An 18,729-nucleotide genomic window follows, 5' to 3' on the forward strand; every position below is an offset into this window, starting at 1 on the left:
TCTGCTATGAACAGATTCAATACTGCATTCTTCTTACTAACTTTTTATTCTGGCTGTTTAATGGCACAAAACGAATTTAGTATTCATGATTACGCCGATTTCATGAGGTATGAAAAAGCAAATGCTGCCCTTCTTTCACCAGCTGCAGATGAAAATCGTGTAGTTTTTATGGGCAACTCAATTACTGAAGCATGGGTTTCTTATAGCCCTACCTTTTTCTCGGATAACAACTTCATAGGCAGAGGAATTAGTGGACAAGTGACACATCAGATGCTTTTGAGATTTCATGCAGATGTTGTCGCCTTGAAACCAAAAGTTGTGGTAATACTTGCTGGCACTAACGACATAGCTCAAAACTCTGGTCCAGTTTCTTTAGAGGAAATTGCGAATAATATTATGAGTATGGCGGCTATTGCCAAACAGAATGGGATAAAAGTATTGTTGTGTTCTGTGCTTCCTGCGAAAGATTACCCCTGGAAACCTGGCATGAAGCCCTTAACCAAAATACCAGCGCTAAATAGTATCATAAAAGCTTATGCTGAAGCCAATAACTTCACTTACGTTGATTTTTTCGGTGCTATGGAAGATGGAAATGGTGGTTTACAAGTGCCAGAATATACTTCCGCAGAAGACCTTGTACACCCGAATAAAGCTGGTTATACCATAATGGAAAACGTTTTAAAACCAATTATTCAATCCGTTATAAAGTCCAAGTAATTATACTTTGGCAACCATTGCTTCGTAATATTGATTGACAGCTACAGCGGCCTTTCTACCTTCAGCAATTGCCCATACCACCAAAGATTGCCCTTTTCGACAGTCACCAGCTGCAAAAACATTTGGTTTAGAAGTCTTAAAACCACTCGCTTTTATATTTGAAGAAGGATCAAGTGTCAGATCGAATTGTTTTACTATGCCATTCGTTTCAGGTTTTGAAAACCCAATCGATAGAAAGACAGCATCGCAAGGTAAAATCTCTTCACTCCCCTGAATTTCTTCATACTGAAAACTGGCTTTGTCAATCCATTTAATTTTGACTGTTTCAACGCCCGTAAGCATTCCTGCTTCGCCAATAAAACGCTTTGTCAATAAAGCCCAATTTCTATCGACTCCTTCTTCATGAGATGTGGAAGTGCTTAGCACCATTGGCCATTCCGGCCAAGGGTTATTCAAAGTTCTGGCAGTTGGCGGCTTGTCTAGCAGCTCTATTTGAGTAACCTGAACGGCACCTTGTCTATTGGCTGTACCCACACAATCGGCTCCTGTATCACCTCCACCTATAACCAAAACCTGTTTTCCTCGCATGTCATAAGTAGAATTGATTTCTTGCATTTCACCTGCAATCAGTTGGTTTTGATGTTTCAAATAATCCATGGCAAAATGGACACCTTGTAACGCTCTACCTTCTATTTTTAAGTCTCTTGGTATAGTTGAGCCAGTACATAGAACAATGGCATCAAACATTAGCTCTAATTCATTTGCACTTATATCTCTTCCTATTTCAATTCCGGTTTTAAATTCAATTCCTGCTGATTTCATTAAGTCTATGCGCCTTTTCACCACTGACTTATCTAGCTTAAAATCTGGTATGCCATAACGCAGCAATCCACCTGGTTTTTCATCTCTTTCGAAAACAGTGACACTGTGTCCCTTCATACGTGATTCATCTGCAACTGCTAAACCTGCAGGCCCAGAACCAATAACTGCTACTTTAAAACCTGTTTCTTCTTTTGGTATGATGGGCTTTTCCCAGCCTTCGGCAAAAGCCGTTTCGCTGATTTCTTTTTCAATATGCTCAATATTAACCGCTTGATTATTGAGTCCTAATACACAAGACGCTTCACATGGAGCAGGACAAATTCGACCCGTAAACTCAGGAAAATTATTCGTTGACTTTAAAACTTCCCATGCACCTTTCCAGTCACCGCTTTGAACTGAATCATTGAAATCGGGAATTTTGTTTCCTAGTGGGCAACCATCGTGACAGAATGGTATTCCGCAGTCCATGCACCTGCTCGCCTGTTCCACGTATTGGCCTTTATTCCAGGCAATGGAAAATTCTCGAAAGTGATTCTTTCTTTCTTCTGGTGATTGCTTCTTTTTAGCAATCCTGGTATGTTTCAAAAAACCTTTAATATCTCCCATTAGGCTATGATTTTATTGAAGTTACTTTTCCTGTTCATCACCCTTTTGTATTCTGTAGGGATTACTTTTACAAAATGCTCCTTGGCATATTCCCATTGACTTAATATTTCTAGGGCCTTTACGCTGTTGGTATATCTTTGATGTTTCTCTATCATTTCAAAGAGGAATTTGTAGTCGTCATCCTCTGGAAATTCCAATTCTACCAATTCCATATTGCAGCGTTTATGAAAATCGAAGTCTTGCGCAAATACATAGGCAATTCCACCACTCATTCCTGCGGCAAAATTCTTTCCTGTTTCTCCGAGTATTATAACTCGTCCACCAGTCATGTATTCGCATCCATGATCGCCAACACCTTCTACAACTGTTTTTGCACCTGAATTACGCACGGCAAAACGTTCTCCAGCCTGACCGTTTACATATAGTCTACCTCTTGTTGCGCCGTAAAGCGCCACATTACCAATGAGTAAATTATCAGCTGCTTTGCAATTGCTTTCTGGAGATGGATATATCACTAATTTACCTCCGGAAAGACCTTTAGCCACATAGTCGTTGGCTTCGCCCTCTAGGTTAAATGTTATACCGTGACTAAGAAAAGCGCCAAAACTCTGACCGGCTGTTCCAGAAAAATCAACAGTAATAGTACCATCTGCCAAGCCTTCAGCTCCATATTGCTCGGCAAATTTCCCTGATAACATTGTTCCTGTAGTTCTGTCTTCACTAACAATTGTTTGTTCAAAGCGAACTCTTTCAGCATGTTTGAACGTAGGCTGTGCTAGTTGAATCAATTGATGATCTAAGATTTCATCAATACGACTAGGCTGTGGCTCCTTTTTATATTGAGCTTCTCCTTGGTTTGTAAAAGGATTATCAAGTATTGCTGTTAGGTCCAAATCACCTATTGATCCTTTAGCTTTATCCTTGTTAAACTTGAGTAAATCAGTGCGTCCAACAAGTTCATTAATCGTTCTAACACCTAATTCAGCCATAATAACTCTTACTTCCTCAGCCATAAGTGTAAAGAAGTTAACGATATGCTCGACCTTTCCCGTAAACAGCTTTCTCAACTTTGTATTTTGTGTAGCGATCCCAACAGGACAGGTATTTAGATGACATTTCCTCATCATTACACAGCCTTCAACCACTAAAACAGCAGTGGCAACACCCCATTCTTCAGCGCCTAATATTGTGGCAATCGCTATATCTCTAGCCGTTTTTATTTGACCGTCAGTTTGCAATTTTATACGTTTCCGCAGACCATTACGCAATAGAGTTTGATGTGTCTCTGCTAGACCAATTTCCCATGGGATACCTGCATGGTGAATGGACCCCAATGGTGAGGCACCCGTTCCACCATCATGTCCAGAAATCAGAATATTATCTGCATTTGCTTTGGCCACACCTGCTGCTATGGTTCCGACACCTGCCTCTGCGACTAGTTTGACATTCAATGCTGCTTTGGGGTTCACATTTTTCAAGTCGAATATCAACTGTGCTAAATCTTCAATTGAATAGATATCATGATGTGGCGGTGGCGAAATCAAAGTAACTCCTGGAGTGGAATTTCTGATCCGAGCAATATTCTCGTCCACTTTCAATCCAGGTAACTGCCCTCCTTCTCCTGGCTTAGCACCTTGCGCCACTTTAATTTGAATTTCATCAGCGTTTACTAGGTAATGTGCTGTTACTCCAAATCGACCTGATGCTACTTGCTTTATGGCTGACCTCGCTAATAAACCATCTTTATCTGGTTTAAAACGGTTGGCATCTTCTCCTCCTTCTCCGCTATTCGATTTACCGCCGATAAGATTCATTGCTTTCGCAATAGTTGTATGCGCTTCTTCTGAAATAGAGCCAAAAGACATGGCACCTGTAGCAAAACGCTTCATAATTTGAGAAGCATCCTCAACTTCATTTAGAGGAATTGATTGGGTCTGCCTAAAATCAAAAAGACTTCTCAGTGTGACATTCGCTTTTTCTTGCTCATCTATTTCTTTAGAATAGGCTCGGAACAATTCTATATCGTTGAGTTTAGTAGATTTCTGGAGTAGATGAATGGTTTTAGGGTTGAATAAATGTGCTTCTCCTTCCTTTCTCCATTGATAAATACCACCTTCATTTAAGTGTTTATTTATCTCCTTTCTATCTCTGGCTAATTGGTGATTTTCTACTATTTCTTGTTCCAATTCCTTAAATCCCTTTCCAGAAATACGGTTTACAGTTCCTTTAAAGCATTTGGCTATTACTTCATTCGAAAGCCCCAGCGCCTCAAAAATCTGTGCGCTCTCATAAGACTGTAAAGTTGATATCCCCATTTTTGAAAGGATCTTTCTTAAACCGTAGTTAATTCCTTTAATGTATTGCGCTATTGAGTGACTAGTCTCCGTATTTTCGTCAGCGGCAATGCTCTTTAAGGCTAAATATGGGCATATGGCGGATGCGCCGAATCCAATTAGTGTAGCAAAATGATGCGTTTCTAGTACGTCACCAGCTTCCACAATAATACTTGTTCTAGACCTTAAACCTACGCTAAGTAAATGATGATGTATAGCACCTGTAGCCAATAAAGATGGAATAGACAGTTTTCCTGAAATTGGTGCATTAGAAATCACCAATAAGTTGATGCCTTGCCTTACCAGAACTTCTGCTCGGACAGATAATTCTGAGAGTGCTTGTTCTAAAGTACACTCATCCTTAGCGTAAGCGGCACTTAATTCTCCTCCCTGAAAATTTAAGGCATTGTACTCTTTTAATGCCGCTAATTGATTGGGCATTAGAATAGGGTGTTCTAAAACCAATTTTCTAGAGGTTGGGTCATTATCCTCAAGTAGATTATTTGATTGTCCTAAGTAGGTAACTAATGACATGACCGATTTTTCCCTTATAGGATCAATCGCCGGGTTGCTCACCTGCGCAAAAAGCTGCTTGAAATAGTTAGATATATGTGCATTTCTTTTCGCAAATACCGCCAATGGCGTGTCATTGCCCATTGAACCGATGGGTTCTGTTCCTTTAGAGGCCATCGGTTGAAGAATAAACTTTAGGTCTTCTCTTGAATAACCAAAGAGTAATTGGTCAGTAATCAGGCCCTTTTTATCAATGCTTAAATTCAAATCTGCCTCACAAACTTTCTCTAGTGGCAGTAATAATTGTTCATTCCATTTGGCGTACGGATATTCAAGACTCAACCTTTTCTTGATTACTTCATCTTCCTCAAAAGTTCCTTTTACTAAGTCTATCAGAAGCATTTGACCGGGTTTGAGTTTACCTCTTTTAATGACTTCGGATGGTTTTAAGTCTACAATACCTGTTTCAGAAGCGAATACTACTCGTCCTTTATTGGTTATTGAATATCTTGTTGGCCTTAATCCGTTTCTATCCACGCATGCCCCTACAACGTTTCCATCTGAAAAACAAAGTGCGGCTGGGCCATCCCAAGGTTCTAAAAATGTGGCATAGTAGGCATAAAAAGCTTCCAGTTCTCGTGTGATTTCCTCATTTTCTCGCCAAGCAGGAGGTACTAGCATAGCCATTACTCTTTCAAGACTTCTTCCTCCCATTACAAGCAATTCCACCGCCATGTCAAGGTTGGCCGAATCGGAAAATTCAGCTTGGCAAATAGGAAGTAAAACATCTAATTCTTTTGAAGTAAAGCAGGTGCTTTTAAAGAGTGCCTCTCTGGAGAGCATCTTATTTATGTTTCCTTTAATCGTATTAATCTCGCCATTGTGTGCAATAAACCTAAACGGCTGTGCTAGGCGCCATTCTGGTAATGTGTTGGTAGAAAACCTAGAATGCACAATTGCAAATGAGCTAATATATTGTTTATGCTGAAGATCATCATAGTAATCATCTAACTGCCATGTTCTTAGCTCTCCTTTATATGTAAGGGTACTGGCTGAACATGAAGATATATAGAACTCCATGAATTGCTTTTTACCTCTAGCTTTATATTCGGTCAGTTTTCTAAATATGTATAGTTTTCTATTTAGCTCACGTCCTGAAATTGCATTTCCTTGGATGAAGAACTGTTTAATTTGAGGCTCATTCGATTTAGCAATTTCTCCCAACTCATCGCTATTCGTTTTTACTGCTCTTGACCAAATACATTCTAGGTTCAATTCTTCTAGTGCATCTTTAACAATAGCTTCATATAGATGCGTTAACCCTTTAGGCATAAAGACCATAGCCACACCATAATTTTCTCTAGTTGGCAAGCTTATAGCTTGATTCTTAGCCTCATTTCTAAAAAAGTTGTGGGGGATTTGAGTTGTAATTCCAGCACCGTCACCAGTCATATCATCGGCTGCTACGCCACCTCTATGCTCCATTCTGTGAAGCATTATCAATGCATCTTTTACAACTTCATTCGATGCTTGATTATCTATTTGAGCTATAAACCCAATTCCGCAGGCATCTTTTTCAAATTCTTCACGATATAAACCTCTATTCATATGATTTGACTGTTTGAATTAAAACGTTGGGAAACGTTTACACAGATTCTCTTCTAAGGAGATTAAATTGACTAAGGAATTTACCTTCTTTGATTGTTTTGTGAAAACCGTATTCAACAGAAAATATGATATCCAAAACAACAATTACCTAACTTATACTACTGAATATCTGACAGTTAACCACTAATTAGATCGCATGTCCAAAACACCAAATGAGCAATTACTCTTTGAACTAATCAAGTCGCTGACTAAGTCGGAAAAGCGAAGTTTTAAAATCTATGCTAAAAGGTCTGGTTCGACAAATGAAGCGAAATTTCTTAGGCTTTTTGATGCTATGGATAAGTTGGATCAGTATGATGAAGTTTATTTAAAAAAGAGGTTAGTTGACGCAAATGATGCTCAATTCGCTAATTTGAAATCTCACTTATACGGTCAGATTCTAGCGAGTTTAAGACTCTCTAACTTAAAATATGACATCGATATTGAGTTACGAGAGCAACTAGACTATATAAGAGTACTCTATAAAAAAGGGCTTTATCAACAAAGTCTCAGGCTTCTAAATAGAGCAAAAAATACAACGGGAGATTATAGAAAGGATTTATTTCAGCTTGCGATACTTGATTATGAGAAACAAATTAGATCGCAACAAGTCTTTGAACTTAATGAAGCATATGTTGATGATCTTGACAGCCAGACTGAAAATGCATTTAAACGTTTCAGCAATGTGCAGCGCTTCTTTACCCTAGCCATTAAAATGAAAGCACGGTTTGTCGAACATGGAACCGTAAAGAATGAAAAAGAACTTAATAATCTGCGCGCACTGTTTTATACTAGTTTACCAGAATATGATGAAGACAAGCTTGCGTTCAACGAGAAATTCTATCTATACAGAACCTTCTATTGGTTTTCTTATTTGACTTACGATTTTAATTCTTGTGTAAAGTATGCTGAAAAATGGATACTACTCTTTTATGAAACGGGCTTAGACGAAAAGAGAAAGTCAGGTTTTCTTAAGGGGTTAAATCGACTATTACAATCCGCATTCCGAGTAGACAACTTGTATGTTTTCAATGATTATTTTGAGCAGTTGCTTTCACTAGAGTCTAATAACACGCAAAACTCAGCTAGTAATACGGGAGCCTTGTTTATAAAGTATAAAGCAATTCAAACCTTCAACAGTATCTTTTTGAATAAAGACTTTGAGGAAAATGAAGAGATAGTATTAGGCATTCTAGAAGATGTAAACCAAAAGGTCAACACTATTGATAAGCATAATTTGATGGTTATCTATTATAAAGCAGGTGTATACTTTTTTGCCATTCAGGATTACCAAAAAGCTAATGATTATTTAAATCGTGTCATTTCTGAACAAGAACATTTAAGAAGTGACTTAAAGGGTTTTTCTCGAATAATAAACATACTCATCGATTATGATTCTGGAGAAATTGATCAAATGGAATTGAAAATAGCCTCAGCTCTTAAATATATCGGCCAGGAAGATAATCTTGGAGAATTTCAAAAGTCATTCTTAGGCCTTATTGGAGATATTGGAAGGATTTATCCACAAAATCTTAGGAAGTCTTTTCTAGAATTGAAAAGTCATTTAGAAAGACTTAAGCACAATGCGCTAGATGCAAAACCACTTCTATATTTTGATTTAATCAGCTGGCTAAATGCTAAAATAGAGGGTAAGTCTTTCTTGGAAATCGTAAAAAGAGATTGAATTAAATTCTATTGACAGCATAAATGTCAATTAATTGATTTTTACCTTTGAGTAGTTCATTACCCATTAGTTCCAGGTTAAAAGTAGAATGCTTTTTGATTTCTTCTCTAAAGAACTGAGAGATAAGTAATGTACGATCAAAATCATTGCACTTATTCTGAATTCTCGAGGCAATATTCATTGTATCACCATGATACGCGATTTCTCTTTTAATCTCTCCTACTTCAGCAGTTGTAACTTCTCCAAAATGTAGCCCTGCCTTGAATGTAGGTACGACATTATATTTCTCTTTGTAAAAATCTGCACGTTCAACCAACCTATCCTCAAATGCCCAAAATGCTTTGATACAGAGGCTATAATCCAAACCTTTTGTAACTCTCCAACTCAAAACCACTTCATCACCTACATACTGATAAACCTCTGCCTTAAAATTTTGAACTACATGTAGATCATAAAAGCAGTCTTGAATAAAACTGCTATAGTTTATATGACCCAATCTTTCAGCGATACCTGTAGAATCCTTTAGGTCGACGAACATAAAAATTCGATTCTCAACTCTAGGCTGATAAAAATCACCCTTGATAAACCTCCAAAGGTTTCCTCGACCCAAAAGTAGATTGAGTTGCCGAATAGATGCCAAAACAAAACTGACTAGGATGGAATAAAAGAAAACCAATATGGCTGACGGATCTTGTACGAATTGTATGAATGAAACATCTTCATTGAAGCCGATGATATCTCTGAATATGCGGTATGCCATTGAGAAAATCACCGTCATGATCACTACATCGATCAATAAGCCATAAAAGACCAAACGCCAAAGTGGTACTCTTCTATAAAGATATCGCTCCAGTTTTAACTGAGCAATTCCGAATAGTACCCCCATCAAAGTACCAAAAACAGTAACTATTCTGATGTTATGCGCAAGAGTGGGTTGGTTTGCTGGACCATCTACTGTTACTCCTACACTTCGAACAATTGTCCAAAGTGTTAGTGCGATTAACCAGCCTATGACGTAATCTCTTAGTACTATAAATTCTTCTCTATGTTTAGAAAAAAGCGTCATCTAGTGTTTCAAATCGAAATTTATTAATCCTTCTTAGTCTCAAATGTAAATCCATAAGAGGCTATAACCAATTTACGGTTCGGGAATTTAAATGATATTCAAAAGAATTTTCCTTTCGTTATTTCCTGAAAGGGAAACTTCTTGAGAGTATTCAAAATTCATATTGTATACTAAGATCGAGACGTAAAAGATAGGCGATAGTTACTCGAAGCTGGAAACTCAGTCAAATTAAAAGTTTTCAATAAAATGGACCAAGGTCTAAAAATTCTTTGGCAATCAACAATCATTACAGCCTTCACAGCCAACTTCAAGCACCAAATGGCCGCAATACTCAATAAACATCGTTTTTAACATCTTTCTACCTCTCTGAATCCGCGATTTAAGTCCTGATTCACTCAAACCATATTTTATGGCCAGCTGCTTTTGAGGAATACCCTTTAACTCATAATCAGCAAGTGGCTTGGCGTATTTATCAGGAAGCTTTTGGATTAAAGAAGGCACGCAAGCTTCAAGATCTTGGTAAGGATCATTAGTTTCTTCAAGCACAAACTCCTGACTTGAATGTTTGCCTAATCCTTTCTGCTGTTCTCTAAAGTAATCTGTAATTGTATTTCTGGCTATTGCGATCAACCAAGCCTCCGTATTCTTAACCTTTTCTAGTTTTTCGCAATGATCAAAAATTTTCATCATGATAGTACTCAATAGCTCTTCACTATCAACAGGATCACTCACCCGACTATTAATAAATCGAGTGAGTTTAGTACTATACTCCTGAAAAACAGGTGCTACAACTTGACAATGTGGATTCATACTGTACAACAATTGTCGTCACAACATTCCGAACTTCCAACTTTGTTTGTTTCCGTTTGCCCATAAGTATAGAACATCTCCCACTCTACTCCTTGCGGATCTTTCACCCATTGTTTGTTTGAATGGGCATAACAACAAACCGTATCGCCTTCGTTTTTAACCTTACGTTTTGTTTCGCTTACATTCTTATAGAGCTGTTCTAATTCATTTTCATCATCCGTTTGAATCCCCAAATGATTAACACCCATTTGAGTAATCGCTTTTGAAATTGAAAAATTCACCCTTGGATCATCTAATAACCATTTGGCATAATCATCTTTTATAAAACTGGGAGCTTCACCAAACAATGCATTATAAAATTCAATCGAATTTTGAACATCTTTTACTGATAAATTAACGTGTATCCTTTTCATGATTTGTTTTATTTACCCGTAGACGGACAAAGAAAAAAAAGACGCAAAAAAGGTGAAATAAATCTTGGCACTGACCATATTTGATGCGTTATGCAAACGATTCCATAAAGTTTAAACTAGCACAACATGAAGTCTAAAGCGCTCAGTAAACAATTCCGAGAAATACTTTTCCGACACCTAGATGGTATTGTTACAGCTCCATCAGTGTATTTACTGCATGAAAAAGGTGTTCTACAATACCTATTGGACCACGAGAAAGGCAGCTTAACCGAACTAACAGACCATTTTAAAGCCAATGAGGGCTACTTAAATGTAGCGCTACGAGTTCTTGTATCTCAGGGCTGGCTCAAACAGAATATTGAAACAAAAAATGCTGATGTTCAATTTTCAGTCAATCAACAATCTCCAGGTGCCTTTAAAGCAGCTTTTATCTACAGAGAAGTGGTTGAATTACTTAAAATTTCTGAAAAATTTCATCCAAGAAAATTTGAGGTTGAACCATTTAGAGTTCTCGCTAAAATCCAGGCCAATTACCAGAATGAGTACCCCGATTTACTTGACAAATTAGAGGTTCCTCTAGCATTAAAACATCAAATCTTAAGCCATATCGAGGGTGTGCTTCTAGGCCCTTCAATTGTGCATTTGGGCATGAATGGAATGTTTCATAAGTACTTTATGGAAGCCTCGTTTCTACCAGAAGAGTATCATAGCGACCCTGATAGCTTCAGGAAGTTACTTGACTTTTTCACTCATTGTGGATGGTTTACTAAGAAAAATGATACATTCAAATTTACCGATAAGGGTCTATTTTTTGCGAAAAGAGCAAGTGCTTATGGTGTAACTGTATCCTATATTCCAACCTTAAGGCGACTGGATGACATGATTTTCGGAAACCCTGAATCGATCAGAACTTATCAGACACATCAGACAGAAACCCATGTAGACCGCGAAATGAATGTATGGGGCAGTGGTGGTGCACACACTAGCTATTTTAAAGTTGTTGATGAAGTGATTATAGATTTGTTCAACTTGCCGATCGACGAACAGCCTAAAGGAATTTTGGATATGGGCTGCGGAAATGGGGCATTTCTACAGCATATGTTTGATGTAATTGCCTATCAAACAGAAAGAGGAAAACTACTTGATAAACATCCGCTATTCTTAGTAGGTGTAGATTACAATCAGGCAGCTTTAAAAGTGACCCGGTCTAACTTAATTCAAGCAGACATATGGGCAAAAGTTATGTGGGGTGATATAGGCAAGCCTGCCCTACTTGCCGAGGACCTTCAAACTAATTATGGCATAGATTTAAAGGATCTTTTGAATGTAAGAACCTTTCTTGATCATAATAGAATTTGGGAAAGTCCGAAACACCGAACACCCAACAGAAAAAGTGTATCAACTGGCGCTTACGCCTATAAGGGTAGACGAATTCTTAATGAAGAAGTTGAAGATTCTCTTTTGGAGCATTTAGGAAAATGGAAACCATTTGTGAGTAAGTTTGGCCTTTTGGTAATTGAACTCCATACGCTACCACCCCATTTGACATCCAGTAATTTAGGAAGAACAGCAGCTACGGCCTATGACGCCACGCACGGGTATTCCGATCAGTATATTCTAGAGTCGGGTGTGTTCATGAATATCGCCACTGAAGCCGGTCTACCCCCAGTAGCACAATATTCCTCTAAATTTCCAAACTCTGAACTAGCGACAGTAACCATTAATTTATTAAAGGGGATAGAATAAACGAGAGTCCCCTTTAATATTCCTCCTACTCTATCCTAAGCGTTTCCACAGGGTTTGATTTAGCAACGCGAATAGACTGAATACTTACCGTTAACAAGGCTATAAGCCAAGAGCCAATGCCAACTATTAGGAATACGGCAACCCCTACAGCAATTTTATAGGTATATCCATCTAACCAACCTTTCATTAAATAATAAGTCAGGGGTGCAGCTAGAACAAAAGCAATGATCACAAGGATGGTGAACTTTTTAGAGAGAAGAATTACAATTTGGCTAACGCTTGCACCAAGTACTTTTCGAATACCCATTTCTTTCAAACGTTGGCGAACAGTGAATGATGCCAAGCCAAATAAGCCTAAAGAGGCTATAATAATTGAAAGCCCTGAAAGTATACTAATCACTTGAGTTAGTTGTTGTTCAGACTGATACATTGAATCGATGTGATCATCTAAGAATTCATATTCAAAAGGCCGTTCAGGAAACAGAGAAGACCAGACAGTCTCTATTTCTTGTAAAGAAGTCTGAATATCTCCTGATTTTATCTTAACATTTACCTCCGTCCAAGATGCCCAAGGTTGATGACTCATGAAGAGTGGCTCTACTTTAAGGTTTAATTTATTGTAGTTAAAATCTTTGACTATACCCACAATAGCGCCTAATGCATCCGTGCCACCAAAATGAAAAGGCATTCCAAGTACTTCGGAACCATCAGCACCGAGTTCTTTTGCCAAAGATTCATTGACTACGAAACTTCTACCAAGCCCATCAGCAGCAAATTCGTTACTCAAGGCTCTACCTTCTACGATTTCCATATCGTAGAAATCAAAGAAATTGCTATCTACGATGACGAACGAACTAGAGCCGTTGATTCTAGCGGTATCTAACTCATAAGTTGTGCTTGTTTGATGCAGGTTATTACCCAATTTTTGACTTGTGCCCGTTACACCAGCCACATTTGATTGATTCATTAACTCACTTTTCAATACATCATACCGCTCGTTAGTATCCTGGTACATATCAATGGCCACGACAAGTTCTTTATCGAAACCCAAGTCTAAGTTTTGCATATAGTTCAACTGCCGAGTGACAATTGATGTACCGATGATAATAGTAATAGCTATAGCAAATTGAAACACAACCAAAATGCTTCTGAACAAAGAGTTTCCACCAGTAGTGCCGTTACCTTTTAAGGCAGTAACTGGGTTAAATTTAGACATAACAAATGCAGGGTAAATCCCTGATAGTAAGCCAATCAAAATAGCTGTTAACAGTACCAGAGCCAGATTGTATGGCTCGAAGAAAAGCATCATGCTTAAATCACGGTCAACGATATTGACGAGCGTGTTTAAAGCACCAAAGCACAAACCAAACGCTACTATTAATGCCAAAATTGTCAGCAAGATAGATTCCATGACAAATTGCCCTGTTATTTGTGCCTTAAAAGCGCCAACGGATTTTCTAACACCAACTTCGCGAGATCTTGTTGCCGCTCGAGCTGTAGATAAATTCATAAAGTTTATACTGGCAATCAGCAAAACGAAAAAGGCGAGAATTAGAAATATGTCTACTGAATTCTTTGCAAATTTCTTATGATTATTATAGTCATGCGTAATTTTCATGGAGCCAAGATGAACATCAGTTAAAGGTTGTAGAAAAAGCTTATAATAATCCAGAGCTTCTTCACCCATAAATTTGACTAAGAAATCATCAAATTTGCCTTCTAATTCATCGATATCTACGTTGTTAGCAAGCTCTAAATAAGTGTTGAGGTAATTTGAACCCCAGCCATTCTTTCGATCTTCATCATCCCAAGCAAGTGTACTAACCAGGGCATCAAATTGTAAATGAGAGTTGTCAGGAACATCTTCAAAAATACCTGCAACAGTAAACTGAGTACCATAGTCAGGTATATCAATAACTTGCCCCATAGGATCTTCATCACCAAATATTCGCTTAGCATTGGTTTCACTCAATAGAATGTTCAGAGATTCTTTTAGCGCTTTATCCTTATCTCCTTGAATTAATTTAAAATCGAAAATCTTAAAAAATGAGGTATCAACACGTACGGGTTGCTCTAGATAATGAGGTACATTATCAATATTTAAAAGAGTTCTACCTAGCGTCCAATACCGAGTAAAATCGACTATCTGTGGATAATCGGCCAGTAAGTTTGGCCCCATAGGGTACATTGACAAGGCAACTTTTTGAGCTGACATGGCACCAAATGTCTGAACTTCATCTAACCGATAGATGTTGGACTTCTTTTCATGAAAACCATCAAAGCTTTTCTCATTATTTACAAAAAGAAGAATAAGCAGACAGGATGCCATTCCTAAGGCTAAACCAAAAATGTTGATGAATGAATAACCTTTGTATTTCAGTATGTTTCTAAGGGTGATTTTAAAATAGTTTTTATACATGACCAGTGGATTATAAAATTTGAGTTTTCTTCTTAAATGAATGTTTCGAATGGATGAGAGTACGCTAAACAGATACTGACGCTTAGCCTGACCAATCGATAGGTTTGAAACATTGTCGTGAAATATTTCAGTTAAGTCTCCATCAATATCATCATAGAGCTCTTCTGAAATGACCCATTTCAGAAACTTTTGACCATATTTTGGAGGGTGAGCTTTGTACATTAATTCGTAGATATTTGAGGTAAGACATTCCAGAACGATTCACGACTCTGTTTCGATTCGCGAAGCATATTGAAGCCATAGGTGGTAACTTTAAAAAGTCTCTTATTCTTACCTCCTCTTTTAGCTTCGGCTCCTCCGCGAAAAGACTCGACTAGTCCTTTATCTTCCATTCTGTATAAGGCTGTATGAATAGCAGAAATGTTCGCTTTACGCTCAACCCTTTCTAACAATTCGGATTGGACGCTAACCGCATAAGCATTATCACCCAAAGAAGCGACAGCGAGCAATACTAGCTCTTCAAATTCACCTAGATGTATTCTTTTCATCCTGTAAATAAAGTGATATTCATAACAATTGTAAATATTATAGAAGCATTTTTCATAACATTTGTAAACATTATACTTCGCGCTGACTAAAACGTTACACAACACAAAAAAATAAAATGAAGTATTTTAGCTTCATTATGTCCCAAATATGATCTACAAACACATTGCCCCTTCACAAAAAGTCCAAGACTATATAGAATCCTATTGGATTGTCGATAGTGAAGGTGACTGTGAAATCAATAGAGAAAAAATAATCCCAGATGGTTATCCTGAGATAATATTCCATTATGAGGATTCATTTTCAATTAATATAGAGGGCAAATGGCATGAACAAAACAGCCGATTACTAGCTGGTCAAATTAAGAACCATTTCTTTCTTGAAAACTCTGGTAAATCGGGCATGATCGGCATAAAATTCAAGCCTACTGCCCTATTTAAATTGTTCAACATTGACATGTCGTCTATTACAGATCAAGTTGTACCCTTGTTAGATTTTTTGCCGGAATTCAGTTCAATTGATATTAATAGTTTTTCAGATAAAGATGCCTTCATTAATGAAATTGAGACATTGGTTGAAGAAAAAATCAAGAAAATGAAAGTTATCACTAGTCAAATAGATCTAGTCATTCATGAAATTCAACAAGCTCAAGGAAATATTAGGATAAGTACGCTTGCAAAAAACGCCAAACTCAGTGAAAGAAGTCTGGAAAGGAAGTTTCTAAGGCATATAGGTCTAAGCCCTAAATTGTACGCCAGAATTATAAGGTTGGGCCAGGTATTTAAGTTAATGCAGGAAAATGACCAATCTTGGTGCGATCTAGTCTATAAATCTGGATTCTACGACCAGTCGCATTTCATAAAAAACTTCAAAGAATTTACTGGTGAAGACCCTACTTCATATGGTTTTCATCAGGAAACCATGGCCAATTTTCACTTGAACAAATAGATGTCGGATTTTTACTATACTTCAATGTGGAAAGCTTTTAGATTAGAAATAAAAATGATAAAGCTCTCTATTTCATTCCTATTGTTTTGCTCAATTTCTATTAGCTGTTATTCACAACAAAATACGCCAGTGGATAAGAATGAATTTGTAAAACTTGAAAAGATTCTTGGCCGATGGAACAGAAGTAATATCAGACCTGGTAATTCGGCAACAGAAAGTTGGAAAAAGATATCCGAAACACTGTATCAAGGCGTTGGCATAAGCATGACGGGTTCAGATACCACATTTGTTGAAAAGCTTAGGCTAGAAGTGAAAGACAATAAGATCTATTATATCGCCGATGTCGAAGAAAATTCAGCGCCAACTTATTTCGAAATTGTGAAGCTCACAAACGATGGTTTTATCAGTGAAAACCCAGAACATGATTTTCCAAAGATGATAGCCTATAGCTTTAAAAGGAATGAAATGTCTGTGATTATTTCTGATGGAAAAGACAAAAAAATGGGCTTCCAGTTTATAAAGCCCTAGCTCCTAGCATTGAATTAGGATATTCTCTTAGTCACTTAAGCTGCAAAAGAATATCTTTGAATAATGTCGGGAGAAACTAAGGTTAAACTTATTCTAATTACCTTATTCATAGGGTTAGTTTTGGCGAACTTGGTGCAAGAACCAAAACCTTCTGAACCAATAGCCTACGAAACTGTTCTCGTTACAGAAAAACGAGAAATCATCTCGGATGAAGATATCGTCCAAATCAATTCTGGTCTTGTAAACCCGATTCTATATAGCAAAATCGGAAAACTACCCGCCTTACCTCCTTTTGAGGAAAAAAATCGTTTTATCAACATCATTTTGCCTGCCATACTGGTTGCTAAATACGAGATAAATCAAGATTTAATAAGGCTAAATGATCTACTAGCTGCTGAAAACTGGTCTTCTTCAGATAGTGTATTCTTAAGAGATATTTCTAAACTGTATAAAACAGATAAGGTTGAATTGTTACAAGAGCGTCTTTTAACACATCCAAATTCAATTGTGCTAGCCCAAGCTGCTGTAGAATCTGGTTGGGGAAGTTCTAGATTTTTCAAAAGAGCCAATAACTTATTTGGTGTTTGGTCATTTGACCCAAAAGAACCTAGAATACCTGCGTCAGTAGCACGTCCCGATTTTCAGGTGTATTTGCGTAAATACAACGATATTTCAGAGTCTATAAAAGACTATTTCAAGACTATCGCAAGACATAGGGGTTACCAGGCTTTTGTAGAGAAAAGGAAATCAAGTAATGATGTTCAAGAACTTGTGCCTTTACTAAGGTCCTATTCGGAACGTGGTGAGGCTTATACGCGGCAAATTCTTTCGATGATCCGTTTCAATGAATTTGAGCAATACGATAGTTATACGATCGACCCGAAATATCTTGAGGCCAGAGCCATAGTAAAATGAGAGTTTTTTTAGTGATCGTTAGTCTTTTTCTGGTTCAGTTAAATAGCTTTTCGTTCCAACAAAACAATTTTTCAACCTTTGTTTACCATCGGTTTGGAGATGATAGATACCCTTCTACTAATATTAGCCTTGATAATTTCGAAGCCCAATTGAGTTTCCTTTCTGAAGAAGGCTATGAAGTAATATCTTTAAACGACGCCTTCAAACAACTAAAATCAAGCCCTAAAGATTTATCTAAAACAGTAGTTATCACGATTGACGATGCCTACAAGAGCTTCTACCAGAATGGTTGGCCTCTTTTGAAGAAGTATGGGTTTAAAGCCACATTATTTGTAAATACAAAGACAGTTGGAGCTAGTGATTATATGACTTGGAAAGAGTTAAAAGAGGTGCAATCTGAAGGGGTCGAAATTGCCAATCACTCCCATGCTCACCCTTATTTTATGAATGATTTCAGTGTCCGTAAATTTTATAGTGACTTAACAATCAGTCAGGCCTTTTTTCAAAATATGATAGGAAGTTTACCAGATGGCTATGCCTATCCGTATGGCGAATGGCATCCTGAAATGGGAAACCTTCTGGACAGTTTGGGGTATTCTTACGCAGCAGCGCAAAACTCAGGGGTTGTTTATCAAAATTCGCCCAGCTTTCAACTTCCAAGATTTCCAATGTCAGATGCCTATGCTGGTCTTGATGAATTCAAGCAAAAAGCTGATATGAATGCTTTAGAAATCCAGAAGCTTGAAGTTATTGATAACAATTTTAAAGGAAGTAAAGAAAAGCCTAGGGTTTTACTGAAGTTTAAAGAAGCCGATTACGACCTTAAAAACTTACAGTGTTTCATTCAAGGAACAAAAGCCAAAAAGTCCATCGAGGTGCTGAAAGATGGGGATGTTGTACTAAGTATTTGGCCAGAAGAAGCACTAAACCAACGCCGTACCTTATTTACTGTTACAGTAACAGATAAAAAAGGAAAATGGCATTGGTTTAGTTATTCCTATTTGCTTCTCAATTGA

General features: G+C 37.5%; 14 protein-coding genes. 7 read left to right on the forward strand and 7 right to left on the reverse strand.

What is annotated here, in order from left to right; genetic code table 11:
- Positions 1–6 precede the first annotated feature (6 nt).
- Complete coding sequence (locus JXQ92_RS05550; protein WP_421985602.1) at positions 7–717, forward strand: SGNH/GDSL hydrolase family protein; 711 nt, start codon at positions 7–9, stop codon at positions 715–717.
- Here JXQ92_RS05550 and JXQ92_RS05555 read toward each other — a convergent pair whose 3' ends face one another.
- Positions 718–2,145, reverse strand: coding sequence for a glutamate synthase subunit beta (locus tag JXQ92_RS05555; RefSeq protein ID WP_421985603.1), 1,428 nt, complete (start codon positions 2,143–2,145; stop codon positions 718–720).
- On the reverse strand, positions 2,145–6,599 hold the full coding sequence (gene gltB, locus JXQ92_RS05560) for a glutamate synthase large subunit (protein WP_421985604.1): 4,455 nt from the start codon (positions 6,597–6,599) through the stop codon (positions 2,145–2,147). The genes JXQ92_RS05555 and gltB overlap by 1 nt, the downstream gene beginning before the upstream one ends.
- Before the next feature lie 196 nt (positions 6,600–6,795).
- On the opposite strand from gltB, the gene JXQ92_RS05565 reads away from it, so the two are divergent.
- Entirely contained in the window at positions 6,796–8,322 is a 1,527-nt protein-coding gene (locus JXQ92_RS05565; protein WP_421985605.1) for a hypothetical protein, read from the forward strand.
- 1 nt (position 8,323) lies between these two features.
- Here the strand turns inward: JXQ92_RS05565 and JXQ92_RS05570 are convergent, their stop codons facing one another.
- The 3 genes from JXQ92_RS05570 to JXQ92_RS05580 all read right to left on the reverse strand — a co-directional run bounded on the left by JXQ92_RS05570 (position 8,324) and on the right by JXQ92_RS05580 (position 10,611).
- Positions 8,324–9,388 (reverse strand): adenylate/guanylate cyclase domain-containing protein, encoded by a 1,065-nt coding sequence (locus tag JXQ92_RS05570; protein WP_421985606.1) that lies wholly within the window; start codon positions 9,386–9,388, stop codon positions 8,324–8,326.
- A gap of 276 nt (positions 9,389–9,664) precedes the next feature.
- On the reverse strand, positions 9,665–10,198 hold the full coding sequence (locus JXQ92_RS05575; RefSeq protein WP_421985607.1) for a sigma-70 family RNA polymerase sigma factor: 534 nt from the start codon (positions 10,196–10,198) through the stop codon (positions 9,665–9,667).
- Entirely contained in the window at positions 10,195–10,611 is a 417-nt protein-coding gene (locus tag JXQ92_RS05580; RefSeq protein WP_421985608.1) for an ArsI/CadI family heavy metal resistance metalloenzyme, read from the reverse strand. Before JXQ92_RS05580 ends, JXQ92_RS05575 begins: the two co-directional genes overlap by 4 nt.
- Before the next feature lie 126 nt (positions 10,612–10,737).
- Between JXQ92_RS05580 and JXQ92_RS05585 the strand changes: the two genes are divergently transcribed.
- Positions 10,738–12,357: a class I SAM-dependent methyltransferase gene (locus JXQ92_RS05585; protein ID WP_421985609.1), complete on the forward strand. Its 1,620-nt coding sequence runs from the start codon at positions 10,738–10,740 to the stop codon at positions 12,355–12,357.
- A 25-nt stretch (positions 12,358–12,382) separates the two neighbouring features.
- Here JXQ92_RS05585 and JXQ92_RS05590 read toward each other — a convergent pair whose 3' ends face one another.
- Together JXQ92_RS05590 and JXQ92_RS05595 are read right to left on the reverse strand one after the other, a co-directional pair.
- Positions 12,383–14,998, reverse strand: a complete 2,616-nt coding sequence (locus tag JXQ92_RS05590; RefSeq protein ID WP_421985610.1) for an FtsX-like permease family protein — start codon at positions 14,996–14,998, stop codon at positions 12,383–12,385.
- Complete coding sequence (locus JXQ92_RS05595) at positions 14,998–15,324, reverse strand: PadR family transcriptional regulator (RefSeq protein WP_421985611.1); 327 nt, start codon at positions 15,322–15,324, stop codon at positions 14,998–15,000. Before JXQ92_RS05595 ends, JXQ92_RS05590 begins: the two co-directional genes overlap by 1 nt.
- Positions 15,325–15,472: 148 nt before the next feature.
- On the opposite strand from JXQ92_RS05595, the gene JXQ92_RS05600 reads away from it, so the two are divergent.
- The 4 genes from JXQ92_RS05600 to JXQ92_RS05615 all read left to right on the forward strand — a co-directional run bounded on the left by JXQ92_RS05600 (position 15,473) and on the right by JXQ92_RS05615 (position 18,729).
- Positions 15,473–16,270 carry a DUF6597 domain-containing transcriptional factor gene (locus JXQ92_RS05600; protein WP_421985612.1) on the forward strand — a complete coding sequence of 266 codons (798 nt, stop codon included), beginning with the start codon at positions 15,473–15,475 and terminating at the stop codon, positions 16,268–16,270.
- A 129-nt stretch (positions 16,271–16,399) separates the two neighbouring features.
- Positions 16,400–16,798: a hypothetical protein gene (locus JXQ92_RS05605; protein ID WP_421985613.1), complete on the forward strand. Its 399-nt coding sequence runs from the start codon at positions 16,400–16,402 to the stop codon at positions 16,796–16,798.
- A gap of 63 nt (positions 16,799–16,861) precedes the next feature.
- Entirely contained in the window at positions 16,862–17,713 is an 852-nt protein-coding gene (locus tag JXQ92_RS05610) for a glucosaminidase domain-containing protein (protein WP_421985614.1), read from the forward strand.
- Complete coding sequence (locus tag JXQ92_RS05615; RefSeq protein ID WP_421985615.1) at positions 17,710–18,729, forward strand: polysaccharide deacetylase family protein; 1,020 nt, start codon at positions 17,710–17,712, stop codon at positions 18,727–18,729. Before JXQ92_RS05610 ends, JXQ92_RS05615 begins: the two co-directional genes overlap by 4 nt.

It is taken from the genome of Roseivirga sp. (genome assembly GCF_049099775.1).
Lineage (GTDB): Bacteria > Bacteroidota > Bacteroidia > Cytophagales > Cyclobacteriaceae > Roseivirga.